General features: G+C 39.7%; 26 protein-coding genes and 1 tRNA gene. 22 read left to right on the top strand and 5 right to left on the bottom strand.

Going from position 1 to position 26,393, the window contains the following annotated elements; all coding sequences use genetic code 11:
• The first annotated feature begins 48 nt into the window (after positions 1 to 48).
• Positions 49 to 1,842: a heavy metal translocating P-type ATPase gene (locus B4H39_RS09455; protein ID WP_251420418.1), complete on the top strand. Its 1,794-nt coding sequence runs from the start codon at positions 49 to 51 to the stop codon at positions 1,840 to 1,842.
• 461 nt (positions 1,843 to 2,303) lie between these two features.
• On the opposite strand, the gene B4H39_RS09450 is transcribed toward B4H39_RS09455, so the two are convergent.
• On the bottom strand, positions 2,304 to 3,566 hold the full coding sequence (locus B4H39_RS09450; protein WP_251420415.1) for a replication-associated recombination protein A: 1,263 nt from the start codon (positions 3,564 to 3,566) through the stop codon (positions 2,304 to 2,306).
• Between the two features lie 23 nt (positions 3,567 to 3,589).
• On the bottom strand, positions 3,590 to 4,063 hold the full coding sequence (locus tag B4H39_RS09445; protein ID WP_202231277.1) for a GNAT family N-acetyltransferase: 474 nt from the start codon (positions 4,061 to 4,063) through the stop codon (positions 3,590 to 3,592).
• A gap of 161 nt (positions 4,064 to 4,224) precedes the next feature.
• Here B4H39_RS09445 and B4H39_RS09440 point away from each other — a divergent pair, with 161 nt between their 5' ends.
• From B4H39_RS09440 to ptsP, 11 genes are all read left to right on the top strand, one after another.
• Positions 4,225 to 4,689, top strand: a complete 465-nt coding sequence (locus B4H39_RS09440; protein WP_251420413.1) for a DUF3013 family protein — start codon at positions 4,225 to 4,227, stop codon at positions 4,687 to 4,689.
• A gap of 28 nt (positions 4,690 to 4,717) precedes the next feature.
• Complete coding sequence (gene prmA / locus B4H39_RS09435; RefSeq protein WP_251420410.1) at positions 4,718 to 5,671, top strand: 50S ribosomal protein L11 methyltransferase; 954 nt, start codon at positions 4,718 to 4,720, stop codon at positions 5,669 to 5,671.
• Between the two features lie 3 nt (positions 5,672 to 5,674).
• Positions 5,675 to 6,430: a 16S rRNA (uracil(1498)-N(3))-methyltransferase gene (locus B4H39_RS09430; RefSeq protein ID WP_251420408.1), complete on the top strand. Its 756-nt coding sequence runs from the start codon at positions 5,675 to 5,677 to the stop codon at positions 6,428 to 6,430.
• A gap of 125 nt (positions 6,431 to 6,555) precedes the next feature.
• Positions 6,556 to 8,781 (top strand): RelA/SpoT family protein, encoded by a 2,226-nt coding sequence (locus B4H39_RS09425; RefSeq protein WP_202231273.1) that lies wholly within the window; start codon positions 6,556 to 6,558, stop codon positions 8,779 to 8,781.
• Between the two features lie 61 nt (positions 8,782 to 8,842).
• On the top strand, positions 8,843 to 9,292 hold the full coding sequence (gene dtd, locus B4H39_RS09420) for a D-aminoacyl-tRNA deacylase (RefSeq protein ID WP_251420405.1): 450 nt from the start codon (positions 8,843 to 8,845) through the stop codon (positions 9,290 to 9,292).
• A 19-nt stretch (positions 9,293 to 9,311) separates the two neighbouring features.
• A complete protein-coding gene (locus tag B4H39_RS09415) occupies positions 9,312 to 9,926 on the top strand; it encodes an HAD family hydrolase (RefSeq protein ID WP_202231271.1) in 615 nt (204 codons plus the stop codon).
• A 122-nt stretch (positions 9,927 to 10,048) separates the two neighbouring features.
• Positions 10,049 to 10,669 carry a lysophospholipid acyltransferase family protein gene (locus B4H39_RS09410; RefSeq protein WP_251420403.1) on the top strand — a complete coding sequence of 207 codons (621 nt, stop codon included), beginning with the start codon at positions 10,049 to 10,051 and terminating at the stop codon, positions 10,667 to 10,669.
• A 97-nt stretch (positions 10,670 to 10,766) separates the two neighbouring features.
• Positions 10,767 to 13,340, top strand: a complete 2,574-nt coding sequence (secA, locus tag B4H39_RS09405; protein WP_251420400.1) for a preprotein translocase subunit SecA — start codon at positions 10,767 to 10,769, stop codon at positions 13,338 to 13,340.
• 97 nt (positions 13,341 to 13,437) lie between these two features.
• On the top strand, positions 13,438 to 14,475 hold the full coding sequence (locus B4H39_RS09400) for a 3-deoxy-7-phosphoheptulonate synthase (protein ID WP_251420396.1): 1,038 nt from the start codon (positions 13,438 to 13,440) through the stop codon (positions 14,473 to 14,475).
• A gap of 146 nt (positions 14,476 to 14,621) precedes the next feature.
• Positions 14,622 to 14,888 (top strand): phosphocarrier protein HPr, encoded by a 267-nt coding sequence (locus tag B4H39_RS09395; protein ID WP_202231267.1) that lies wholly within the window; start codon positions 14,622 to 14,624, stop codon positions 14,886 to 14,888.
• A complete protein-coding gene (gene ptsP, locus B4H39_RS09390) occupies positions 14,888 to 16,615 on the top strand; it encodes a phosphoenolpyruvate--protein phosphotransferase (protein ID WP_202231266.1) in 1,728 nt (575 codons plus the stop codon). The genes B4H39_RS09395 and ptsP overlap by 1 nt, the downstream gene beginning before the upstream one ends.
• Before the next feature lie 152 nt (positions 16,616 to 16,767).
• Here ptsP and B4H39_RS09385 read toward each other — a convergent pair whose 3' ends face one another.
• The 3 genes from B4H39_RS09385 to B4H39_RS09375 all read right to left on the bottom strand — a co-directional run bounded on the left by B4H39_RS09385 (position 16,768) and on the right by B4H39_RS09375 (position 18,495).
• Entirely contained in the window at positions 16,768 to 17,067 is a 300-nt protein-coding gene (locus tag B4H39_RS09385; RefSeq protein ID WP_251420393.1) for a YbaB/EbfC family nucleoid-associated protein, read from the bottom strand.
• A gap of 174 nt (positions 17,068 to 17,241) precedes the next feature.
• A tRNA-Leu gene (locus B4H39_RS09380) sits at positions 17,242 to 17,327 on the bottom strand.
• A gap of 229 nt (positions 17,328 to 17,556) precedes the next feature.
• Positions 17,557 to 18,495 (bottom strand): alpha/beta hydrolase, encoded by a 939-nt coding sequence (locus B4H39_RS09375; protein WP_251420390.1) that lies wholly within the window; start codon positions 18,493 to 18,495, stop codon positions 17,557 to 17,559.
• A 380-nt stretch (positions 18,496 to 18,875) separates the two neighbouring features.
• On the opposite strand from B4H39_RS09375, the gene rnpA reads away from it, so the two are divergent.
• From rnpA to codY, 10 genes are all read left to right on the top strand, one after another.
• Positions 18,876 to 19,244, top strand: a complete 369-nt coding sequence (rnpA, locus tag B4H39_RS09370) for a ribonuclease P protein component (protein ID WP_202231263.1) — start codon at positions 18,876 to 18,878, stop codon at positions 19,242 to 19,244.
• A complete protein-coding gene (locus B4H39_RS09365; protein ID WP_251420387.1) occupies positions 19,241 to 20,056 on the top strand; it encodes a YidC/Oxa1 family membrane protein insertase in 816 nt (271 codons plus the stop codon). Before rnpA ends, B4H39_RS09365 begins: the two co-directional genes overlap by 4 nt.
• Before the next feature lie 25 nt (positions 20,057 to 20,081).
• Positions 20,082 to 20,993, top strand: coding sequence for an RNA-binding cell elongation regulator Jag/EloR (jag, locus tag B4H39_RS09360; RefSeq protein WP_202231261.1), 912 nt, complete (start codon positions 20,082 to 20,084; stop codon positions 20,991 to 20,993).
• Positions 20,994 to 21,113: 120 nt separating this feature from the next.
• Positions 21,114 to 21,248 (top strand): 50S ribosomal protein L34, encoded by a 135-nt coding sequence (rpmH, locus tag B4H39_RS09355; RefSeq protein WP_003135255.1) that lies wholly within the window; start codon positions 21,114 to 21,116, stop codon positions 21,246 to 21,248.
• A 274-nt stretch (positions 21,249 to 21,522) separates the two neighbouring features.
• Entirely contained in the window at positions 21,523 to 22,434 is a 912-nt protein-coding gene (locus tag B4H39_RS09350; RefSeq protein ID WP_251420385.1) for an aldo/keto reductase, read from the top strand.
• 200 nt (positions 22,435 to 22,634) lie between these two features.
• Complete coding sequence (locus B4H39_RS09345) at positions 22,635 to 22,901, top strand: IreB family regulatory phosphoprotein (RefSeq protein WP_003133629.1); 267 nt, start codon at positions 22,635 to 22,637, stop codon at positions 22,899 to 22,901.
• Positions 22,901 to 23,329 carry a Holliday junction resolvase RuvX gene (ruvX, locus tag B4H39_RS09340; RefSeq protein ID WP_202229598.1) on the top strand — a complete coding sequence of 143 codons (429 nt, stop codon included), beginning with the start codon at positions 22,901 to 22,903 and terminating at the stop codon, positions 23,327 to 23,329. Before B4H39_RS09345 ends, ruvX begins: the two co-directional genes overlap by 1 nt.
• Before the next feature lie 15 nt (positions 23,330 to 23,344).
• The gene (locus tag B4H39_RS09335) at positions 23,345 to 23,668 is read left to right on the top strand and encodes a DUF1292 domain-containing protein (RefSeq protein WP_202229600.1); all 324 of its coding nucleotides are present in this window, start codon (positions 23,345 to 23,347) and stop codon (positions 23,666 to 23,668) included.
• Between the two features lie 137 nt (positions 23,669 to 23,805).
• The gene (locus tag B4H39_RS09330; RefSeq protein WP_251420382.1) at positions 23,806 to 25,404 is read left to right on the top strand and encodes a glycosyltransferase; all 1,599 of its coding nucleotides are present in this window, start codon (positions 23,806 to 23,808) and stop codon (positions 25,402 to 25,404) included.
• A gap of 135 nt (positions 25,405 to 25,539) precedes the next feature.
• Entirely contained in the window at positions 25,540 to 26,331 is a 792-nt protein-coding gene (codY, locus tag B4H39_RS09325; RefSeq protein ID WP_202229604.1) for a GTP-sensing pleiotropic transcriptional regulator CodY, read from the top strand.
• Positions 26,332 to 26,393: the final 62 nt, after the last annotated feature.

The raw sequence follows: 26,393 nt of genomic DNA, 5'->3' as shown, positions 1-26,393 counted from the left end.
GAGTCAAACAGGGCAAAGTTTCAGAAATTTATTTTATAAGGAGAAGACATGAAAAACTGGCAAAAACTTGTTTTAGTATTTTTCATAGCTGCTGTGTCTCTTTTGGCTCAGTTTGCTTTTAATGCACCTCAAATTGCGCGTTTTATTATCACTATCGCAGGGGGAATTTTGGCCTTGTCGATGTTTATTGAGATGATAAAGACCTTGCGTAAAGGGAACTATGGTGTGGACTTATTGGCGATTACGGCCATCATTGCGACACTTTTAGTTGGTGAGTATTGGGCTTCATTAATTATTATTCTCATGTTAGTTGGAGGTGAGACATTAGAGGACTATGCGGCTGGTCGAGCTAACCGAGAGCTCTCGGCCTTGCTGAAGAAAACACCTGAGATAGCCCATGTCGTGCGAGAGGGTAAAGTTATTGACATGGAATTGGATGATGTCGAGATTGGGGCACGTCTCTTGATTAAGCCGATGGAGGTGGTGCCTATTGATGGCTTGCTTTTATCAGAAGCTGCTCTTCTGGATGAATCCTCTATTACTGGTGAAGCTAAACCGATGGAACTTCAACAAGGGGATGAAGTTCTCTCAGGAGCAATCAATGGCAGTTCAAGCATTGAAATCCAGACAAGCGTAGCCGCGAGCGAATCACAATTTCAAAAAATTGTTGCCTTGGTTCGTGAAGCGGCGGAGACACCTGCTAATTTTGTGCGTTTAGCTGACCGATATGCTGTACCCTTTACGACCATGGCTTATGTCATTGCGGCTGTTGCTTACTTCGTTTCAGGGGATCCTGTGCGTATTGCGGAGGTTCTTGTTGTGGCCAGCCCCTGTCCACTTATTTTAGCTGCACCAATTGCGTTTGTATCAGGGATGAGCCGTTCATCAAAAAATGGTTTTCTTATTAAAAATGGAACAATCATTGAAAAGTTAGCGACTGCTAAAGCGATTTTCTTTGATAAGACTGGAACCATTACCGATGGTAAAATCGAGGTGGATGAAGTTGTACCTGTGGAAGGGGTTTCTCGTGAAGAATTACTTGAAATTGTCTACACTATAGAGAGATCTTCTAATCATATCTTAGCCAAAGCAGTATCAAGCTATGCAGAGTCACATGGTGTTCATGCGTTAGAGTTGGGAGATCTGAATGAAGTTGCGGGATTAGGTGTTACAGGACAAATAAAAAACCAGCTCATCAAAATTGGTCGGGCAAACTTCGTCGGAGCACCAGAGGGCTTAGACTTTGAAACGGCCTTTTATGTCTCGCGTGCGGGACAATATATCGGAGCAGTAACCTTTTCGGATAGTTTACGCAAAAATGCACCAGCAGTCATCAAGGACTTGCGTCAGGCTGGCTTTGACCATATTACCATGCTCACGGGTGACAATGCACGTGTAGCAAATAAAATCGCAGCACAGGTTGGAATTACTGAAGTCTATAGCAGTATGTTACCAGAAGAAAAGTTAGCAAAAATAGAGGCATCAAGTGTTCATCCAACTATTATGGTTGGTGATGGGGTGAACGATGCTCCAGCTTTGACGCTCTCTGATGTCGGCATCTCTATCGGTACAGGGAATAATACTGTGGCAAGTGAAGCAGCGGATATCGTGCTTTTGAAAAATGACTTATCTTCAGTAGTCAAGGCTGTTCATATTAGTCGCGATACCCTAAAAATTGCGAAGCAGTCTGTCTTGATTGGGATTACTATATGTGTCATCTTGATGCTTATTGCCGCAACAGGGCTTATACCAGCGATTATCGGTGCACTTTTTCAGGAGCTCATCGATGTGGTTTCGATTCTTTATGCTCTGAGAGCTTTGAAAGGATTTAAAAATAAATAATATAAAAAAATTGATCCTGTAATCACGAACCTTGTGCTTTTCAGAAATGACGCCACAAGTAGGGTAAACCATTTGCTTTGGTTGATAAGTAGCAGTAAAAACTTGTGCTTCATGCTTACCTATCAGCTTTGTAAAAGCTAAACGGAAATGATTTTCCTGCAGGAAAACTAAGTCTGAGGCTTTGAGGCCTAGCAAAAGTATGATAGAATCAGAATGAGTCATAGGAGTCCTAACTAAAATGTGTTGTGTCGTAACTACTATTTTAGCGGACTACTATGGCTTTTTTTGCGTAAAAAATGAGGCTGGGACAAAAGTCGAAATTTGACTGTTTTTGTCCAAAACTAAAAATTCAAAATCGCTCAACCACGACATTTTTAATGACCGTAATTGAGCGACTTTCCATTATTTTGGACTTTTGTCCCAGCCTCATAGAGTGTACAGAACCAGAAAAATCGTTATTTCTAACGCTTTTTCTTTTGCCCTTCAATCCATTTTTTTCGCTCATTGAGCGCCCATTCATATTTTCCTGTTGCATCCGGTTGAAAATAATCTGCTTTACGTAGCTTATCAGGAAGGTAATCCTGAGCTACCCAGTGTTCCGGAAAATTATGGGGATACTTGTATCCTTCACTTCTTCCCAAATCTTTAGCACCAGCGTAATGTCCATCTTGTAAATGTGGGGGGATAGGTAGGTTACCATATTTTCCTAAGTCTTCTATGGCAGTATCAAGAGCTACATAAGCAGCGTTGGACTTGGGAGAAAGCGCCAAATCAATAACGATATTTGCTAAAGGGATCCTTGCCTCGGGAAAACCTAATTTTTCTGCGGCCTGCAAGCCAAGCATAGTGTGTACCGCAGCATCAGGATTGGCTAGACCAATATCCTCATAGGCTATAACAGTTAAGCGACGTGCTAAACTTTGTAAATCTCCCCCTTCAATTAAACGGGCAGCATAGTGTAAACTTGCGTTTACATCAGAGCCGCGGATTGACTTTTGCAAAGCGCTGAGTAAATCATAGTGGACGTCTCCGTCTTTGTCAAAACTAAGCGCTTTACGCTGTAAAGAGTTTTCCATATCGTCTAAAGTAACGTGATGGTCTTCAGAGGATAAAACAGCCAACTCTAAAGCGTTGTAAACGGCGCGTAAATCTCCATTCGTTGCGTGGACGAGGAAATAGAGCGCATCGTCATCCAAAGTGACTTGGAAATCAAAGCCCCGTTTTTTATCTTCAAGGGCAAGGTTTACAGCATTCTGTAAATCATCACTTTCCAAAGGCTTTAGCTCAAAAATCTGAACGCGGCTTCGAATTGCGGGAACAACACTAAAGTAAGGATTTTCCGTGGTGGCACCAATAAGAATAATCTGTCCATTCTCAAGTAAAGGGAGGAGAAAATCTTGTTTGGGCTTGTCAAGACGGTGGATTTCATCAAGGAGCAGGACCAGTTGACCAGAAAATTCAGCTTCTGCTGCTATTTCCTGTAACTTTTTCTTACTGTCAGTTGTTGCATTAAAACTCCGAAAGGCGGTGTTCATTGTCCCTGCAATTGCTGAAGCAATTGAGGTTTTACCTATACCTGGTGGTCCGTAAAGAATCATTGAGGTAAGGAGTTTTGTTTCCACCATTCGGCGAATAATTTTTTTAGGACCCACAAGGTGGGACTGACCAATGATTTCGTCAATATTACGTGGGCGCATTCGTCGTGCTAGGTTTTGATGAGTCATAATAAATAGCTTCTCCTTAGGGATTAGAGATAATAAGCGTAAATCAAACTGTCAACGTAAGTTCCATCGATGTAAAATTCCTTTCTCAGCTGCCCTTCAAGTATAAAGCCAAGACGCTCGTAGAGATGTAAAGCTTCGGGATTGCTTGACATCGCATTGATTGTGATTTTTTCATAATTTTCGGCACGTGCCTCACGGATGAGGTACTGGATAAGTTGGGTTGCGATACCCTTTCCTCGAGCTTCCTGAATAGTCATGATACCAAAAGTGAGGACATGAGCACCAAACTCTGACTTGTGACGTGGGCCGTAATCCAAGACACCTAAAATTTTTCCGTTTTCTTCAGCAAGGAGATAACGCGTACCTTTTAAGATTTTTTTCATAATTTTTTCCGCTGAACTGTTAATAATAAGCGGTGTGGATTTTAAAGTCCAGTTTTGATTTTCAAGACGTGCCACGATAGCGAAATCATGGGGTTCAATAGGTCTGATTTTCATAAGGTTCTCTCTAGAGATAATTTTTATTTCTGGTATAATTATAACAGAAAAGTATTCCAAAGTTGTAAGAAACTCAGATAATTCCTAGGGAGTTGTTGTCTTCCATGCGCAGCTTTAGTCGCAGAGGGAGCAGCAAACTGCAACAGAAAAAGAGGTGAAAAATGGCGAAATATGGTTTTTTAGACATTTTAGATGAAGAGCTAAGCAAAAATTTTAGTTATGATTTTGAGATAAATTGGGACAAACGTAATTTTGCAGTAGAAGTCAGTTTTTTGTTAGAAGCTGCTAATCCAGAAGGTGTGGTTCTTTTGGATGCAGATGGTGTGGAGTCAGAAGAAAATGTTCTTTATGAAGACACCGTTATTTTTTATAATCCAAAAAAATCCAAGTTTTCAGAGGAAGATTACTTGGCAGGTATTGCTTATTCAGACAAAGGTTTGTCACGTGAATATATTGCTTACTTTGTTGAGTTTTTGCAAGAAACAGCAGATAAGGGACTTGATGCCCTGATGGATTTCTTAAGTTCAGAAGAAGAAGAGTTTATGCTTGAGTTCGAACAAGAAAAGTTTGAACAAGGCTTAGAGACTCTTGGAGAAACGACTTTCTTCAAGTATCCACGTTATTAATAGAAATTCAAGAGCAGAGGAAAGTAAAATGAACAATTGGAACAGCATCACCGTGAGTATCGTTCGAGCAGCAGAGGAGGCTATCAGTAATATTTTAGTTGAGGCAGGTTCAGCAGGTGTTGAAATCAAAGATAGCGCCGACTACCTTAATCACAAAGACCTTTTTGGTGAAATACTCCCGAAAGTAGAACAGTCAGAAATGATAGAAGTTACAGCTTACTACCCAGAAAGCTTGCCCATCACAGAGTTGAAGTCAGATATCGAACAAAAGATAAGTGCTCTAGCTGGAAGTTTTGATGTGACGAATGTGACAGTAAAAACAAATAATCTTGCGGAGCAAGACTGGGCGGATGCATGGAAAAAATATTTTGAACCAGCACGCATCACCCACGATTTGACGATTGTCCCAAGTTGGACAGATTATACACCTCAATCACCAGTAGAGAAGTTGATTCGTCTTGATCCAGGCATGGCTTTTGGTACGGGTACGCACCCTACAACAAAAATGAGTCTCTATGCCTTGGAGCAAATTATTCGAGGTGGGGAAACTGTATTGGACGTGGGTACAGGCTCTGGTGTACTGTCTGTTGCCAGTGCCTATCTGGGAGCGAATGATATTTATGCCTATGATATCGATGAGATTGCTGTTCGTGTGGCACGTGAAAATATCGCACTCAATCCCAGTACAGAGAGAATTTCTGTTTCGTCTAACAACCTATTGGAAGGGATTAATCACCAAGCAGATGTTATTGTGGCTAACATCTTAGCTGATATTCTCGTTTTGATGATCGAAGATGCTTTTCACTTAGTTAAAGACGAAGGTTATCTAATTATGAGCGGTATTATTGCGGACAAAGCAGATCAAGTTATCCAAACCGCGGAGAAGGCTGGGTTTTTCCTCGAGACACGTATGAGTCAAGGGGAGTGGAACTGTGTGATTTTCAAGAAAACAGAAAACCGTGAAGGAGTAATTGGCGGCTAAGTCATGGCAAATCAGTATTTTATATTTAAAAATCAGCCAGAAATAGGCACAGTATTCACTATCGAAAACAAAGCAGCTGCACATCATATTTTTACAGTTATGCGTGCCAATGCTGGGGAAAAGCTACAGCTCGTCTTTGAAGAAGGACGGGTGGGTTTGGCCGAGGTGGTTTCGAGTGGAGAAAAAACAGTTCGCCTTTTAGAAATCTGCGATATACAAACGGAACTCCCGATTCAAGTAACAGTGGCTGTGGGTTTTCCGAAGGGAGATAAACTAGAATTTATCAGTGAAAAGGCAACAGAACTCGGTGTAAGCAGCATTTGGGCTGCGCCATTTAAATGGTCTGTGGCGAGATGGGATGCTAAAAAACGTTCAAAGAAAAAAGAAAAGTTGGATAAAATCGTCCTAGGAGCGGCAGAGCAATCTCAGCGTCAAATTCTCCCAGAGGTCCGCTTTTTTGAAAAATTCTCTGCGCTTGTTGCAGAGTTTTCTCAGTTTGATCAAGTGCTGATTGCTTATGAAGAGACAGCTAAAAAGGGAGAGCAGTCGATGTTTGCCCAAAGCGTTGCCGACTTGCAAGCCGGACAAAAAATTCTTTTAGTTTTTGGACCGGAAGGCGGTATTGCACTGGAAGAAATAGCTTTGTTTGAGGAAGCCGGAGCAAAACTTGTTGGATTAGGACCACGTATCATGCGGGCAGAGACAGCACCATTATATGCATTAGCTGCTCTATCAACTTATTTTGAACTCTTAAAATAAAACGAACAAAAGGATAGAAATTCTTGTTTTAGGAATTAAAAGGTTAATTTTCTTACCTTAAATATGGTAAAATAGTAAAAATACATTAAAGGAGGAAAGTGGAGCTACTTCACAGTAAATAAAATATGCCTTCAGAACCAAATTTTACAGGAGACCAAGTGGTTAAGCTTGCCTCCACATATATGAATGAAAAAGATGTATTACTGGTGCGTAAGGCTTTAAAGTGTGCTTCTATAGCGCATGCGGAGCAATATCGTGCGAGTGGAGAACCTTATATCATTCATCCGATTCAAGTCGCAGGAATTTTGGCTAAGTTACAGCTTGATGCAGCCACTGTATCGGCAGGTTTTTTGCATGATGTTGTTGAGGACACAAACTTTATACAAGCAGACTTAGAGGAGTTATTTGGCTCAGAAATAGCGAATATTGTTGATGGTGTAACCAAGCTTGGTAAAGTAGAATATAAATCGCATGAAGAGCAGCTTGCAGAGAATCACCGTAAAATGCTCATGGCTATGAGCAAAGATATTCGTGTCATTTTGGTTAAACTTGCAGATAGACTTCACAATATGCGTACGCTGAAAAACCTCCGTCCCGATAAGCAGAAACGTATCTCGAGTGAAACGATGGCTATCTATGCACCGCTTGCGCATCGTTTAGGTATCGGGAGCATTAAATGGGAACTTGAAGATTTATCTTTCCGCTACCTCAATGAAACAGAATTTTACCGTATTCGTGGTTTGATGAATGAAAAACGTGCGACACGTGAAAATTTAGTTTCCGAGGTCATTGAGAAGTTAAACGAGCGCATGGAGGGTGCCAACGTTGATGCTGAAATTTACGGTCGTCCGAAACATATTTATTCAATTTATCGTAAAATGCATGATAAGAAAAAACGTTTCGATGAAATTTATGACTTAATTGCTATTCGGTGCTTGACAGACTCGACAAGTGATGTTTACACTACTCTCGGTTACATTCACGACTTGTGGAAGCCAATGCCGGGACGTTTCAAGGATTATATAGCAAACCCTAAAGCCAACGGTTACCAGTCAGTTCACACAACAGTTTACGGTCCTAAGGGACCAATGGAGTTCCAAATTAGAACGCATGAAATGCATCAAATAGCGGAATACGGGGTAGCTGCGCACTGGGCATATAAACAAGGGCGTAAATCTAAAGTTGATGTTCATGAGATTTCTGAAACTCTTAACTGGATTAATGAGCTGGTAGAGTTGCAGGAACAGTCAGGAGATTCAGCGGAAGAATTTGTAAAGGCTGTTCAGGAAGACATTCTAGGAGATAAGATTTACGTCTTTACTCCAACAGGTGCTGTACAAGAATTGCCAGCAGGGTCTGGACCTATTGATTTTGCTTATGCTATCCATACACAAGTTGGTGATCATGCAGTAGGAGCAAAGATTAATGAGCGGATGCAGCCACTCAACTATGTACTTAAAACTGGTGATAAGGTTGAGATTATCACATCAAAAACGTCATTTGGTCCGAGTCGAGATTGGATCAAGCTTGTTAAAACTAACAAGGCCCGCAATAAGATAAAACAGTTTTTCAAGAGTCAAGATAAAGAGCTCTCTATTCATAAGGGACGTGAAATGCTGCAAGCGGAGCTGGCAGAAAATGGCTTTACACCTAATCAATATTTAGATAAAAAGCATCTGGATGAGGTTCTTGAAAAGTTAAGCTATCGTGACAGTGAAGCATTGTTTGCAGCAGTAGGTTTTGGTGAAATATCGGCAACTTCAGTTTTCAATCGGTTGACAGAAAATGAACGGCGAAAGGTTGAAAAAGAAAAACTTAAAGCCGAATCAGAGCAACTGATGAAGGGTGAAGTTAAACGCGAGAACAAAAACAAAAACGTCATGAAAATTCGCCATGACGGAGGCGTGAGCGTTTCCGGTGTTGACAGCATGTTGATTCACATCAGTAAATGTTGTAACCCTGTTCCTGGCGACAAGATTGTTGGCTATATTACTAAAGGTCGAGGTGTTTCTGTACACAGAGAAGACTGTAAAAATGTTCGAGGTCAAGAAGATTATGAGAAACGTCTGATTGACGTTGAGTGGGATGACTCTCAGCATTTGACTAAAGAATATGTGGCAAATATTCATGTCTATGCTTTTAATCGTCCGAATTTGCTCAATGACATCGTTCAAGTATTGTCCAATACAACAAAGAGCCTAATTTCAATAAACGCTCATCCAACAAAGGATCGTAAGATGGCTAACATTAACCTGTCGATTGGCATAAAAAATCTTTCGGACCTCACTTTGATTGTTGATAAAATTAAAATGACGCCAGATGTTTACAGCGTAAAGCGAACAAATGGCTAATGAAGTATAAAAAGATAAAAGAAATCTATCCATTGGATAGTTTTTTTGATAAAATAAAATTATGAAAATAGTAATTCAAAGAGTGAAGGAAGCTTCAGTTAAAATAGAAGGTGAAATCAGAAACCAAATTAAGCAAGGACTCTTGCTTCTTGTGGCAGTAGAGGATGCGGATACTGAATTTGACCTTGATTACGCTGTCCGTAAGATAAGTAAAATGCGCATCTTTTCAGATGAGGCTGGTAAGATGAATTTGTCTGTTCAAGATATTCATGGTGAGGTCTTGTCCATCTCGCAATTCACGCTTTATGCAGATATACGCAAAGGAACTCGTCCAAGCTTTTCTCAGGCAGGGCATCCTGCTTACGCAGAGACTATGTATCTTAAGTTTAATAAAAAGCTTAACAGCATTGTACCTACCAAGTCGGGAGAATTTGGAGCAGATATGGATATAACTCTTGTTAATGATGGACCTGTAACAATACTCATAGATACAAAGAATGCGCGTAAGTAGATTAAGTCAGGAGGAAGTTGTGACTTTCAAAAATATAATATTCGACCTTGGGGGAGTACTTCTTGATTTAGATTTTAAAGGAATGAACAGGAAATTTCAGAACCTTGGGATTCAAGACTTTGAAAAGTATTTCACTTTAAAGAAGCAGTCGAGTTTTTTTGAAGAGCTAGAGTTGGGTTTGCTTACGCCAGCTGAGTTTTGTGAACGCCTGAGACAAGAAAGTCAACTAGATTTAGAGGACAGAGTAATTGAAGAAGCTTGGAATTTGCTCTTAAAGGACTTCAACAGGGAGCGTATGCGCTATCTTGAGAAACTTTCAAAAAAATATAAGATTTTCCTGTTTTCAAATACGAATAGTATACATGCCCAATGTTTTGAGCAAAAATGCTTGGAGCAAATGGGGAGAAGTTTAGAATCTTATTTTGAAAAAGTTTTTTACTCGCATGGTTTACACCTAAGGAAGCCTGATAAAGAGTCTTTCTTAGAAGTTTTACACTTGGCTGGTTTACAGGCTTCGGAAACTCTGTTTATTGATGATAATGCTGCAAATATAGCGGGTGCTCAAGAGAGTGGCCTGCAAACAATTCATCTCCAAAGCCCTCAGACCATCTTGGACCTAGAACTTGGCTTGTAAAAGAGAAAAAGTATAGCCCAAAATCCCTTGAGGAAGCTTTGGTTTTTTAGACTGGCTAAATCTCGTTAAATAGTATAAAATTTATAAAAGCTAAATATTTTGCTAGGAGTATCATATCGGTTATGTTTTATACATTTTTACGCGGTTTAGTTCGCTTTTTGCTTTTTATCTTCAATGGTAAAGCCCAATATCACCATACGGAACGTATCCCAGATAAGTCCGAGAACTACATTTTAGTTGCGCCACATCGCATGGTCTTGGATCCTGTTTATTTGGCTTTTGCAACGCGTCCAAAGCAATTTATCTTTATGGCAAAAAAAGAACTTTTTAAAAATCCTTTTTTTGCTTGGTGGATAAAAAAATGTGGTGCCTTTCCTGTGGACCGTGAAAATCCGGGGCGTGAAGTTATCCAATATCCAGTGAAGATGCTGAAAAAGTCAGACAAGTCTCTCATTATGTTTCCAACTGGTTCACGTCATTCAAGCGAATTAAAAGGTGGTGTGACCATCATTGCTAAGATGGCTAAAGTTCGCATTGTTCCAGCTGTCTATCAAGGTCCTTTATCAATGAAAGGCATTTTCAAACGTGAGAAAGTACAGTTGAATTTTGGTGAGCCTATTGATATTTCAGATATTAAAAAAGCAAATGCCGAAGGAATTGAAGAAGTGAATCGCCGCTTAGAATCCGCTTTTGCGCAGCTTGATAAAGAAATCGACCCGAATTACAAATACATTGCGGAATGATACAAAAGTATTTTGAAATTTATGTTATCTATTGGAAAAAACCTTTAAAAATGCTAAAATAGGGGAAATATCCCTTTAGGATAGTAACGGAGAATACATGTCAAATATTATTAAAAAGTTAGTGGAGAACGACAAAAAAGAGCTGAAAAAGCTACATAAAATGGCTCAAAAAGTCGAATCATACGAAGAAGAAATGGCTGCCCTTCCAGATGCGCAGTTGCAAGCAAAAACAGAAGAATTTAGAAAACGTGCGGCAGCAGGCGAAAGCCTTGATGATATGTTGTACGAGGTTTTTGCTGTCTGTCGAGAAGCAGCCAAACGTGTGCTGGGACTTTTCCCTTTCCACGTGCAAATTATGGGGGGGATTGTACTCCACAATGGTGACGTTCCTGAGATGCGTACCGGTGAAGGTAAAACCTTAACAGCAACTATGCCTGTTTATTTGAATGCTATTTCTGGTAAAGGAGTGCACGTTGTTACAGTCAATGAATATCTGACAACACGTGATGCTACTGAAATGGGTGAGCTTTATAATTGGCTCGGTTTGACAGTAGGGTTGAACCTTAACTCTAAGTCGCCAGAAGAAAAACGTGAAGCTTACAATTGCGACATCACTTATTCAACGTCATCAGAGCTTGGTTTCGACTACTTACGTGATAACATGGTTACGCGCTTTGAGGATATGGTACAGCGCCCGCTTAATTATGCACTTGTCGATGAAGTGGACTCAATCTTGATTGATGAAGCGCGTACGCCGTTGATTATTTCAGGACAAGCGGAGGGCTCCTCTGCACTTTACTACCGTGCAGACCAGTTTGCTAAAACTCTGATTGGTCGTGAGGCCTATGAAGAGGGAGATGATTACAAGATTGATTTGCAATCTAAGACCATTTCACTTACAGATGAAGGTATAGACAAAGCTGAGCGTTTCTTTGATATTGAAAATCTCTATGATATGGAAAATGTTGCTTTGACTCACTTTGTGGACAATGCACTTCGCGCTAATTATATCATGCTTCATGATATTGACTACATGGTTGATGATCAACAAGAAGTATTGATTATCGACCAGTTTACGGGTCGTACGATGCCAGGTCGTCGCTATTCAGACGGTTTACACCAAGCGATTGAAGCAAAAGAAGGGGTGCCAATTCAAGATGAATCTAAGACAATGGCTTCCATCACTATTCAAAACTACTTCCGTATGTATAAAAAACTGGCAGGGATGACAGGGACAGCTAAAACAGAGGAAGAAGAATTTCGTGAAATCTATAATATTCAAATTATCCCAATTCCGACCAATCGTCCAATACGTCGTGTAGACCATCCAGATTTGCTTTATCCAACGATTGAATCAAAATTAAATGCTGTTTTGGACGACGTGAAAAAGCGTCATTCTGAAGGTCAGCCTATTTTGATTGGTACAGTTGCCGTAGAAACATCAGAAGTCATCTCGAAAAAATTGGTTGAAGCCAAAATTCCTCATGAGGTTTTGAATGCTAAAAATCACTTCCGTGAAGCACAAATCATTATGAATGCTGGACAGCAAGGCGCAGTAACGATTGCGACCAACATGGCCGGTCGTGGTACTGATATTAAGCTTGGTCCTGGAGTTAAGGACCATCCGAATCCAGAGTATCAGGGGCTCGCAGTCATTGGTACGGAACGACATGAGAGCCGACGTATTGACAACCAGCTCCGTGGCCGTTCTGGGCGTCAAGGGGATGCTGGTGTCTCTCAGTTTTATCTTTCGCTTGAAGATGACTTGATGAAACGTTTTGGTTCTGAGCGTGTTTCGGCCTTTCTTGACCGCATGCGTATAAGTGGAGATGATGCTGTAATTAAATCAGGTTTGATTACACGCCAAATCGAAGGTTCACAGAAACGTGTTGAAGGAAACAACTACGATTCGCGTAAGCAAGTTTTGCAATATGATGACGTTATACGTGAGCAGCGTGAAGTTATTTATGCACAGCGCCATGAAGTAATTGTGGCAACTGAGGATATGACTCCTGCGCTATATGGTATGTTCAAGCGTACTATTGATCGCCAAGTTGATGGTCATGCAGCAGCAGCCGATCTGAAAGAAGAAGCAAACTTACTTAATCTCTATGAAACAATTGAGAACACGATGCTTTCTGCAGATGCATTTAGTCTGTCTGATCTCCAAGGCAAGAGTGTACAAGAAATTAAAGATTTCCTCTTTGAAAAAGTCAAAGAACATTATGCTAGCCAAATGGAACGCTTGGGAGAAGAAGGCCGTCAAATTGATTTTCAACGTGCAGTTATTCTTCGTGTGGTAGATAATAACTGGTCTGAGCATATTGATCACCTTGATCAAATGCGTCAATCAGTAGGTCTTCGCGGATATGCGCAAAACAATCCGATTGTTGAATATCAAGAAGAATCTTACAAGATGTTTAACAACATGATTGGTGCGATTGAATTTGAAGTGACACGTTTGATGATGAAAGCTCAAATTCACCCGCAAACGGCAGTTCAAGAGCAAACACCACGTGTAACTGTAACAGTTTCACAAGCAAACATGACAAATGTGAGGCAGGCTTCTGCAGAAGAAATTGACTTTAGCAAGGTAGGGCGTAACGACATGTGTCCTTGTGGTTCAGGTAAAAAATATAAAAATTGTCACGGTCGCGTTTACACCGCTTAGTCAAAAAAGTGATAAAATAGATGAAACACCCTGGTTTAGGGTGTTTGTTTTTGTAGGTTTGCAACGCATAAAAGATTAATAAGTTGAAAGGAGAAAGATGTCTTTCAAAATAATAAGCCCAGAGATAAATGTTGATGCGATCAAAATGTTGAGCCACCTTGATAACGATCAACATAGGCGAAAAGAAGCGAGAGATAGAGAGTTGGAAGCAATCATCAAAGGTGATGACCAAAGACTTTTATTAATCATTGGTCCCTGCTCTTCTGATAATGAAGAGGCAGTCCTCGAATATGCGCATCGTTTGGCAAAGCTTCAAGAAGAAGTAAAAGATAAAATATTTATGGTTATGCGTGTTTATACAGCAAAACCACGGACAAATGGGGAAGGTTATAAGGGACTTATTCATCAGCCTAATGCTTTGGGAAAAGCAGATCTGATCAATGGCATACGTATGGTCCGAGACTTGCACTATAAGGTGATTACACAAACAGGTTTGACAACTGCAGATGAGATGCTTTATCCGGAAAATCTCCCTTTAGTAGATGATTTGGTTTCTTATTATGCAGTGGGCGCGCGCTCTGTGGAAAATCAACAACACCGGTTTGTAGCTTCGGGGATAGATGCCCCAACAGGCATGAAAAATCCAACATCTGGAAATATCAAAGTGATGCTTAATGGGATATATGCAGCACAGCATGAGCAAGATTTTCTCTTTGGTCGTGCAGAGGTACAAACTCAGGGAAACCCATTAGCACACGCTATTTTACGCGGAGGACAAGATGAGTATGGTAAGAATATCCCCAACTACTATACAGATAATCTGCAAGAAGTTATCGAAAACTATGAAAAAATGGGGTTGAAACATCCGTTTATCATTGTGGACACGAATCATGATAACTCTGGGAAAAAATATATGGAGCAGATTAGGATTGTCCGGCAAACTTTAGTTAATCGTGATTGGGATGAAAAAATCCAGCGTTATGTTCGTGGATTTATGATTGAATCTTATCTGGAAGATGGTCGTCAAGATACTCCTGAAGTATTTGGAAAATCTATCACAGATGCTTGTTTAGGCTGGGAAAAAACAGAAAAGTTAATCCACGAAATTTATGAGGCAGAAAGACGCGAAGTTTAGAATTAAAATGAAAAAGATTGAATGATAAATATAATTTAATGGAATAATCATTGCAAACCTTTTCACTTTATAGTATAATGTAATAGTATAGATATGCTGAACAAAGCGGCATCATCGAATAAAATTTGAAATAAGGAGATTCCAAAATGGCATCTAAAGAATTCCACATCGTTGCAGAAACTGGTATCCACGCACGTCCAGCTACACTGCTCGTTCAAACAGCTTCTAAATTCACTTCAGAAATTAACCTTGAATACAAAGGTAAATCTGTAAACCTTAAGTCAATTATGGGTGTTATGTCACTCGGTGTTGGTCAAGGTGCTGATGTAACTATCACTGCTGAAGGTGCTGATGCTGACGACGCATTGAACACAATCGCTGAAACAATGGTGAAGGAAGGTCTTGCTGAATAATGACAACTATGCTTAAAGGTATCGCTGCATCATCAGGTGTAGCCGTAGCAAAGGCATACTTGCTTGTTCAACCTGACTTGTCATTTGAGACAGTTACTGTTGAGAATATCGAAAATGAGGAAGCTCGTCTTGAAGCAGCACTTGCTGCTGCTCAAAGCGAGCTTCAAATTATTAAAGATAAAGCAGTAGATAGCCTCGGAGAAGAAGCCGCAGCCGTATTTGATGCACACATGATGGTCCTTGCAGATCCAGATATGACCGCTCAAATCAAAGCTACTATTGAATCTAAAAAAGTTAATGCTGAAGCAGCCCTTAAAGAAATCACTGACATGTTCATTGCTATCTTTGAAGGCATGGAAGACAATGCTTACATGCAAGAACGCGCTGCCGATATTAAAGACGTTACAAAACGTGTAATGGCAAACCTTCTTGGTGTGAAATTGCCGAGTCCAGCTTTGATTAACGAAGAAGTAATCATTGTTGCTGAAGACTTGACACCGTCAGATACTGCACAGCTTGACAAGAAGTACGTTAAAGCCTTTGTTACAAACATTGGTGGACGTACATCTCACTCAGCAATTATGGCACGTACGTTGGAAATCCCAGCTGTATTAGGTACAAATAATATTACTGAACTTGTTTCTGAAGGTCAACTTATGGCTGTGTCAGGCTTAACAGGTGAAGTTGTTCTTGATCCAACTCCAGAGCAACAAAGCGAGTTCCATGCAGCTGGTGAAGCTTATGCTGCACAAAAAGCTGAATGGGCTGCTCTTAAAGATGCTGAAACGGTTACAGCTGATGGCAAACACTTTGAGTTAGCTGCCAACATTGGTACACCTAAAGATGTTGAAGGTGTTAACGACAATGGTGCAGAAGCCATTGGACTCTACCGTACAGAGTTCCTCTATATGGATGCTCAAGACTTCCCAACGGAAGAAGATCAGTACGAAGCTTACAAAGCAGTTCTTGAAGGCATGAATGGTAAACCAGTCGTTGTCCGTACAATGGACATCGGTGGTGACAAAACATTGCCATACTTTGACTTGCCAGAAGAAATGAACCCATTCTTGGGTTGGCGTGCTTTACGTATCTCACTCTCTAATAGTGGTGATGCAATGTTCCGTACGCAACTTCGTGCACTTCTCCGTGCATCAGTTCATGGTACACTCCGTATCATGTTCCCAATGGTTGCATTGGTTACGGAATTCCGTGCTGCTAAGAAAATCTACGATGAAGAAAAAGCTAAATTGATTGCCGAAGGTGTTCCAGTAGCTGAAAATATCGAAGTAGGTATCATGATCGAAATTCCAGCAGCAGCGATGTTGGCTGATCAATTTGCAAAAGAAGTCGATTTCTTCTCAATCGGTACAAACGATTTGATTCAATATACAATGGCAGCAGACCGTATGAATGAGCAAGTTTCGTATCTTTACCAACCTTACAACCCATCTATCCTTCGCCTTATCAACAATGTTGTTAAAGCAGCACATGCAGAAGGCAAATGGGCTGGTATGTGTGGTGAAATGGCCGGCGATCAAACTGCCGTTCCACTTCTCATGGGTATTGGACTTGATGAATTCTCAATGTCAGCAACATCAGTTCTTCAAACACGTTCATTGATGAAACGTTTGGATTCGAAGAAAATGGAAGAACTTTCCAACAGAGCTCTTACAGAATGTGCAACAATGGAAGAAGTTGTAGCTCTGGTTGAAGAATATACAAAATAATAAGATAAAAGCTGGGACAAAAGTTAACCAATTTTACCAGCCCTACGAAAAAACGCTCAAATGGCATTTTCTAGTTCCATTTTGAGCGTTTTTTGTTTTAAGCTTTCAAAACCTACTGTACAACATAAAAAAGCCTTAAGAGGCTTTTAAAATTAGAAAGGGAGTCCTTTAGAGAACTTACCAAGTTTTTGTTCAGTTGTCTTTTCTATTTGAGTCAGGGCATCATTTACAGCATCTGTAACGAGGTCCTGTAAAGTTTCAGGATCTTCCGGATCAATAACATCAGATTTTATTGTGAGGTTGGTCAATTTACGATCGCCAGAAAATTCAGCAGTTACTAAATCTTGCGCCGATTTCCCTAAAAAGGTTGTGCTAGCAATTTCTTCTTGAGCAGCCTGCATTTGCTTTTGTAACTTTTGAGCCTGCTTCATCATATTTTTCATATTCATCATGGTAGTTCTAATCTCCTTACTTCCAGACATGTAGAGGTATTTTTTCAGATGTCATTAATTATACCATTTTTATGGCTGATTTTGAAGTTGGATGTGGGCATGTTTCAAGAAATGATAGCCTTAGTTTTTTTAGGGAAAAGAAAAAAACGTCCAGATAATAGACGTTTAGTGAAATGCGGAAGGCGGGACTTGAACCCGCACAGCCAAGATAGGCCACAGGATCCTTAATCCTGCGCGTCTGCCAATTCCGCCACTTCCGCGAATTGGTACTTTAATATAGTACCATTTTGCTAAAGAGAATGCAAGAATAAACTGTAATTCGTTACGCTAAGTATGTGAAGCTCATTTCTATGGAAAAGTAGATATTTTAGCGGAGGGAAGTAATTTTGTACAGTTTTAGGATGGAACAGCAGGGAAGCTATCCCCTGCTCCTATAATATTTTCAAGAAGTTATCGTGACAGCTTATCTTTGATCAGCTATCGCAAAGGTTATAAACCATTATATTTTTTTAGAAATTTTTCAATTGTTTGCTGATAAAGGGACGGATTTGTCTCGAAAGCTTTGGCGTGTGCTGCTCCTTTGATAAGGAGCATTTCCTTTGGTGTGCCTGCTTTAACGGCTTTATAATTATCATAGAGCATAGCTGTTGGCACATAGGTGTCAGAATCTCCGTGGATGAGGAGGATGGGACGTTTGTTTTCAGAAAGAGCTTGAGTTGCGCTGGCTTCTTTTAAAAACCAACCTTGACGTACTTTATTCATGGCTGAGAGGCTGTAAACAAGGGGGAAGGGCGGAATATTATATGTAGATTTAGCTTGATAGGTTATTTCAGACCAAGCATCGCTATAACCACAATCTTCAATGATGCTATTCACAGAATCTGGGAGTTCTTCTTGATTGGAGGCCATCATGACAGTTGCTGCGCCCATGGAAAGTCCGAACAAAGTAATGTTAGTCTTAGGATTTTCATCAGTCAATTTCTTGGCCCAGGCTATAACATCTTTTTTATCATGGAAACCGTAGGTAATGAGCTGCCCTTCTGAGTCTCCTGCAGCACGATTGTCCGGTAGGAGCACATTGTATCCTAGTTCGTGGAAAAGCTGTCCATATTGGCGCATGGTTTCTTTGCTTTGACGAAAGCCATGAACAACGATGACGGTTTTATTTGTTTTTTTCTCTGCAGGAACATACCAGGCTTTGAGTTTGAGTCCGTCATTTTTTATTGTAAGGTCTGTTTTTTCCAGTTGATCAAATTTTTTGACAAGAGGAAAATTTTTACTTGAAGATTCAACTTGACTGGTCGGGATATCGTTTCGAACATACGCAATGTTATAAAAATAAAAGGTAGCCCCCAAGTCAATAAGGAGTAATAGAGCTATAATACTGGAGCTCCAAATAGTTAGTTTTTTCTTTGTACTTTTTTTCATCTGCATTATTATACCAAATTTTGAGTAAAAAAATCACCGTATGATTTGATTTGTTACAGCTTGATTGGAAGAGATATGAATCACAGAGTGAGGCGTATATCAAAAAACTCCCTACAAGAACCAATAAGTGTGCAGGGAGGAAAGGCAGCAGTTAGGAATCAAAGGGGATTGATTCAGGGAACCGTTGTGTTTAGGGAAGCAAAATGAAGTACATTTTATCGGCTCTCTGGTTAAGGCTGTCTTTTATTTACTTCCATTCTAGCATGACTTGTTTTCTCTTAGTAGCGATATGCAAGAATACTCAACTTTGAAAAGCGCTTTCATGAAGAGGGGTGACTTTTCCTCTAGTTTGTGTTAAAATAGTGGAGATAATTTTTAGTATGGGAGAGAGTGGCTTGGCTATAAAAAAGACCTATCGTGTGAAACGCTCGAAAGATTTTGAACAAATATTTTTAGCGAAAAATAGCTTTGCCAACAAGAAATTTATTATATATAAACTTTATGCTGAGCAACAGCATTTTCGTATAGGAATCTCGGTAAGTAAAAAAATCGGAAATGCTGTTACAAGGAACCGTGTGAAACGCTTAATAAGGCATGCAGTTGCTGAATTTTCATCACATTTAGAAGGTGAAGATTTTGTTGTCATTGCACGCCCAGGCGTAGAAAAACTCAGTTTTAAAGAAGTAAAAAAGAATCTCAAACATGTATTGAAATTATCTAAAATTTATAAAGATGGAGAAAAGGATTGAAAAAGAAAATAACTTTGCTTTCAATAGCAAGTGCTTCTTTACTCTTATTGGCTGCCTGTGGGCGCTCTGAAGTCACACAACATTCAACAAGCTTTTGGGAACAGATAGTTTATGGATTCGCTCAGGTCATTCGTTTCTTGTCATTTGGTGGCATGACAGCCGTTGGCATTATTTTATTCACCTTGATTATTCGTGTGGCACTTCTGCCTTTAATGAATATTCAAATTAAGTCAAGCCAAAAAATGCAGGAAATTCAGCCTGAAATAAAAAAAATACAAGCGAAGTACCCAGGTAAAGATGTGGATTCTCGGCGTAAGGTTCAGGAAGAAACTCAGGAACTTTATGCTAAAAACAAAGTTAATCCTTACGCAGGTTGTCTACCTCTTTTGATTCAAATGCCAATATTATGGGCTTTGTATCAAGCATTGACACGGGTTGATTTCCTAAAGCATGGTACTTTCCTCTGGTTTAATATTGGAGACAAAGATCCGACTTACATTTTGCCAATTTTGGCAGCGCTATTTACTTTTGCTAGCTCATGGTTAACAATGAAAGCGGCACCTGAAAAAAATGCAATGACGAGTACGATGACATTTCTTATGCCAGTGATGATTTTTGTTTTTGCTATCAATGTTGCAAGTGGTGTTGCGCTTTATTGGGTAGTGTCAAATGGTTTCCAAGTGTTACAAACGATGCTCATTGCTAATCCTTTTAAGATAATTGTAGCGCGAGAAGCTAAGGTGAAAGCAGAAAAGGATAAGGTAAAAGCGCGTGAAAAAGCATTGAAGAAAGCTTTGAAAAATAAGAAGTAAAATCAGGAGATAGGAGTTTTAAATCATGACTATTTTTACTGGAAGAACAGTTGAAGAGGCAATAGAACGCGGTTTATACCGATTGGGTCTAAAACGTGAAAATGTGCATATTCATGTGAAACAAAAAGAAAAACGTGGTTTTCTAGGTTTTGGAAAAAAACGAGCACTCGTAGATATAGAAGAAATCAAGGAAGAAACCATTCGCAAAGCGGATCGTTTGGCTGAACGCGGGATTGATGCTGTTGACCTTGGTGTACCTAAGGCACAATCAGCCATGGAAGCTACGCTTGAGTTGAGTCAGATTGTCAAGGCTGTACGTGCAGCTGAGAAAGAGCAGAAGGGTGAGCTTACAGCTGAGGAGCGTGAAGTTATCATTGAAGAGGTCAAGGCGGATCTTGCGCAAAGTAAGGAAGCTGTTGCAGAAGTTGAAATTCCAGAAAAAGTTAGGCAAAAAGCAAAAGATTTGCCCTTGGGGTTAACAGATGAAGAGTCAGACTTTGCCGATAAAATTTCCACCTATCTGACAAATATTACATCTGAGATGGGGATAGCTATCACTGTAAACGTTGTAAAGGAAAGTTCACTTATCGTTTTCAACCTTAATTCCAATCAAGATGCACTCCTTATTGGCAAACATGGCAAGATTTTACAAAGTTTACAAACCTTAGCTAAAGCTTATGCAAACAGTATCCTAAGTACACGTGTAAACATCGCTGTAAACGTTGGTGATTATCATGAAAAGCGTAAAGCATATATTACAAGCTTGGCGCATCGTGCCGCAGAACGTGCACGTGCTGGGGAAACAGTGTATATTAACGACTTGCAATCTAACGAACGCAAGATTGTGCATACTATCATTTCGAAGGAAGACGGTGTTTCAAGCCACTCTGACGGTAGCGAATACAATCGTTATATTACAGTGACAAAAGAAATTTGACATTTGAGAGTATTTAGTGTAGAATATTTTAGTATGCTTTAAGCACAGAAATGAAAGAAAGGAACACCGCAAGAACGGTGGAGCTACTTTCCCAAGTGAAGTAGCCCAGGGATTTAATAAATGAAACGTACTTACCAACCGCATAAAAAACCTCGTAAGACTACTCACGGATTCCGTGCACGCATGGCAACTAAAAACGGACGTCGTGTACTTGCAGCTCGTCGTCGTAAAGGACGTGCTTCACTTACAGTTTAATTGTAAAAAAATATTCCTGCCGGCTGGCAGGTTTTTTAGTTCTGCCAACTCTGCGGTAATGTTTGCTAAAAATGATTCACAAGATTCACAGCATAAAAGTTGTCTTTGACAGCTTTTTAATTTTTCATCTGAAACACGGTTTGTAGAAAGAGGAAGATATTGTGCCTCTCCTTGCTCAAGCAAAAGATATGGTAACAAAAGCAGCTTAAAGTTAAGCGTTTACTTTTATTGTGCTATAATGAATCTATTGTAAAATAAAGAGGAGTTTTTGTTGATGAAAAAAATTCAAATTGCGGCTATGCAGGCGTCGCAGGTTATCTTGGGGTGTATGCGTATTATAGAGCCAGGAAAGAATCCTGTAAAAGTCATTGAGACAGCTTATGAAAATGGCATTAACTTTTTTGATCATGCAGATATTTACGGAGATGGCCAGTGTGAGACAGTGTTTGCAGAAGCTTTGGCACAGACATCTATTCGACGTGAGGATATCTATCTCCAGTCCAAATGCTCAATTCGTCCGGGAGTGGCTTATGATTTTTCAAAAGAGCATATTCTTAAATCTGTGGAAGGTTCGCTGCAGCGGCTTAAGACAGATTATTTGGATACATTACTTCTACATCGTCCGGATACTTTAATGGAGCCAGAAGAGGTTGCAGAGGCTTTTTATGAGCTAGAAAAATCAGGAAAAGTACGCTATTTTGGTGTTTCCAATCAAAACCCGATGCAGATAGAACTGCTTAAAACAGCAGTTAAGCAGCCTCTATATTTCAACCAACTGCAATTTGGTTTGAAGCATACGGAAATGATTGATGCAGGATTGAATGTAAATATTCCAAATCAGGCCAGTCATATGCAAGATGGCTCAGTGTTAGAATATTCACGTATAAATAAAATGACCATCCAAGCATGGTCTCCTTTCCAATACGGTTTCTTTGACGGCCCATTTGTAGACAATGAAAAATTCCCCGAATTAAACCAAAAACTCAACTTTTATGCTGAAAAATATGGCGTGACACCGTCAGGAATTGCTATCGCCTGGATTAATCGTCATCCAGCAAAGATGCAAACGATAATCGGAACAATGACAGAGAGTCGTATTAAGGAAGTCACGGAAGCAAGCGACATTGTTTTAAGTCATGATGAGTGGTACGATTTGTACATGGCTGCAGGGAATAGTTTACCGTGAAGGGTTGTCACATAAGAAACTCCTATCTTGCAGTAAATTTATAAAAAACTAAGGATGTTAGTGTTCCAGACAAGCAAGGAGTTGAAATAGATTGAATTCGTAGGGGAAATGGTGTATAATTAAGGAGCATTATTAGGAAAAGTTAATTAAAAGGATTTTTAAGCAATTTGCTTGAACCTATCCCAAAGGAGGTACATACCATGAGTTTTACAGATGAAACAGTCCGCTTTGAATTTGATGATTCAAGTAAAAAAGAAATTGGCGAAACACTTGTAAATGTTTATCGTGCACTTGATGCTAAAGGTTACAATCCTATCAACCAAATGGTAGGTTATGTTTTGTCAGGAGATCCAGCTTATATTCCACGTCACGACGATGCGCGCAACAAGATTCGTCGCTTTGACCGTGATGATATTGTTGAAGAATTGATTAAAGAATACCTAAAAGCACACGGTGTACAACTCTAATGTACAGCAGAATTTTAGGGCTTGACGTCGGTACAAAAACCGTTGGTGTTGCAGTCAGCGATTTACTTGGTATGACGGCTCAACCTGTTGAGACAATAAAAATTGATAGTGAATCAGGTGAGTTTGGTTTTGAGCGCTTAGCAGAACTGGTTAAGGAGTATAAACCTTCGAAAATTGTACTTGGCTTACCCAAGCATATGAATAACGATGAAGGTATTCGAGCCGAAGCATCCAGAAATTATGGCGAAAAAATTGCCTCAGAGTTTGGTGTACCCGTGGAGTACCAGGACGAACGTTTGACAACCATGCAGGCAGAAAAAGTATTGATTGATGGTGGTGTCCGTCGTAAGGACCGTAAAAAATCAATTGATAAACTTGCGGCAGTCTTGATATTGCAAAACTATCTTGATGCCCATAAATTATTTTAGAAGATAGGAAGTATTATGTCAGAACATACACATGACCACGAACACGAAGAACGTTTTATCACTCTTATTGATGATAACGGGAATGAAAGCCTTTTTGAAATCTTGATTACTATCGATGGTCAAGAAGAGTTTGGTAAGAATTACGTTCTCGTTATGCCTGTTGATGGCACAGAGGATGAGAATGGTGAAGTTGAAATTCAAGCTTATTCATTTACACAAAATGAAGACGGTACTGAAGGAGATTTACAGCCTATTGCTGAAGAATCTGATGCTGAATGGGATATGATTGAAGAAGTGTTCAATAATTTCATGGAAAATCAAGACGACGAAGTTTATTGATAAAAAAGGGGTGAAGCCCTTTTTTTCTTGTATTGCTACATTAATGTCAGGAATTTTGGCCTTGTTCTTCTAAGGAAGATTGAGTAGTTTGGGAAAATTTGTTATAATTTAGTAATTACTCGTTGAAGGAAATAATCATGAAAAAAAGATATGGTTCACGCACATTGAGGCATGAACAGACAAAAGTAATGGCGCAATCCGAAGAATTTGAAGGATTTGAGAGCGAGGAAGCGTTTGATGACTCTGTTGAAATCACCGGTTCTTATTCACGGCGTGACAAGGCAGAAGGAGGCTTTACACGAACAAGAGAAAAGGCACCGAGAATTTTAGCGGCTGACTGGTTTTTTATTGCTCTGGTTTCTTTTGCTCTTAGCTTGACCTTTTATGCTTTACCGCTTTTTAATTTCCAATCTGTTGGAGTACAATCTCAATACCTTTATTCAGGAATGGCCATGCAGGCAGGTTTGGTTCCTTATAATGATTTCTGGGGTTCTGGAGGTTTAGTCTTTTACTTAATTAATTGGATTGGACATTTCGCTCAAACCACGTGGTTGCTCTACTTTTTCCAACTCTTTGCTTTGTTTATAAGTGGTGTACAAGTTTATCGGTTGATTTTACAGCGGACACACAGTCGTTTAGCTGCGCGCATTACCGCAGGGTTTACCTTGGTTTCAATTGCAGGTTTGGCTCAGGGAGGGACTTCCCCAACTTTGATGGCTCTGCCTCTTGCTTTGTGGGCCTTACAGTTTTTAGACCGCTATCTGCGCCAAGATGTTCGTGATGAAGCTTTTATCTTTTTTGGGATGAGCGGTGCCTTTGCTTTGGTTATATCACCGGTTATGACCGTTCTATGGGTGATTTCAGCATTGGCTTTATTCATCTTTAATATTAGGAACAAGAGAATTGGGCGTGGTTTCTATCAATTGCTGGCAACCTTGTTTGGTGTACTGTTGGTAGGATACACGGTAGCCTTCTATGCGTTAAATGCGCAAGTTCTCTACACCTCAATTGAGCAGTCCATCATTATTCCTCTTACCAGCTTAGGCTTTACAGCTAATCTGTGGTTGACTCTTTTAAAATCAATTGTCTTTCTTTTAGTATTTGGTTTAGCAACTAATTTTGTTCATGGCATGTTAAATATTAAAAAATCAGGGCAAACCTTTGTTTGGCAAGTTTTACTGCTCATTGGTTCAGTTGCCGTCTTGGTTTTTGTACTTTTATCCCCAGTATTTGAAAGTTCAAATCTCCTAGCGCTCTTGCCTTTACTCCTGCTTTTTGTCAGTGACACATTACAGGATGCTGTAAACCAACGTCGAAATGTTTTGCAACAATACATGAGAGCAAAACTCTTTGCTCCAATTTTGGCTCTATTCTTTGTCATAGGTGCACCTTTTGTTTCACAATGGATGAATCGTCAAGTCTTCTCCGAGGAGCAACAAGTTGCTCAACATGTGAAGGCCGATACGACAAGAGATGATAGAGTTTTGGCTATAGCAGGGGATAAGAATATTAATCTGCGGGCACAGCGTGTCGCAAGTCTGGGCGTTTTTCCAAGTTACTACCCTATAGGGTTTCATCAGAATTTTGATCTAGTCTTTGCAAATGCGGAGAATAAATATGTTATTGTTCAAAGTGGGCAAGAACTCTCAGATTCAGTGCAGAGGACGCTTCAAGATTCATATGAAAAAGTAGAAATTAGTAATGTTAGTCAATTTTCTGTATATAAAAAGAAATAAGATGTACATATTGTATGTCTTATTTTATTATAATGAAAAAAGCGAATTTTCTGACTATTGCTGTTGTTTTTTGAATTTTTTTGTGCTATAATCTGTTAAGAGTTTATTTAGAAAATAATATAATAGGAGAAAACCGTGGCTACATTATTAGAAAAAACCCGCAAAATTACGTCAGTTCTGCAAGATGGTGTGACTGACCTAAAGCAGGATTTACCTTATGACAACATGACGGAGCGTTTAGCCAACGTTATCGACTGTAATGCTTGTATTATTGATACAAAAGGAAAACTTTTAGGCTTTTCACTACCATATGAAGTTAACAATGACCGCGTTAATGAACTTTTCTATGTAGAAAAGCATTTGCCAGAAGATTATGCACGTGCGGCTATTCGTATTTATGATACCTTAGCAAACATCACAATCAATGAGCCATTGTCAATATTTCCTGCAGAACTTTTAGGAGAATATCCTAATGGTTTGACAACATGTGCTCCTATCTATGGTAGTGGCATGCGTTTAGGAACGTTTATCCTTTGGCGTACAGATGGAAAATTCGATGATGATGACCTTGTTCTTGCAGAGCTTGCAACAACAGTTATCGGAGTTCAACTTTCTAACCTTAAGCTTGAACAAATGGAAGATAATATTCGTAAAGATACCATGGCGAATATGGCTGTTAACACACTTTCTTATTCAGAGATGAAAGCGGTTAAAGCGATTCTTGAAGAACTTGATGGTGAAGAAGGACATGTTATTGCATCAGTAATTGCTGATAAGATTGGAATCACTCGTTCAGTTATTGTTAACGCACTCCGTAAGCTTGAATCTGCAGGTGTTATTGAAAGTCGTTCATTAGGCATGAAAGGAACTTATCTTAAAGTTCTGAATCAAGGTCTCTTTACAAAACTTGAAGGTCGTAATTTCTAAAGACAGTTTATAGTTGGGGAAAACTTTTGGGAAAGAAGTTTATCTCAAAATATCTGAAGAGG

This window comes from Lactococcus sp. UBA7128 (genome assembly GCF_002492185.1).
GTDB classification, from domain to species: Bacteria; Bacillota; Bacilli; order Lactobacillales; family Streptococcaceae; genus Lactococcus; species Lactococcus muris.
Note: the sequence above shows the minus strand (reverse complement) of the source record. Positions and strands in the feature narration are given on the sequence as shown.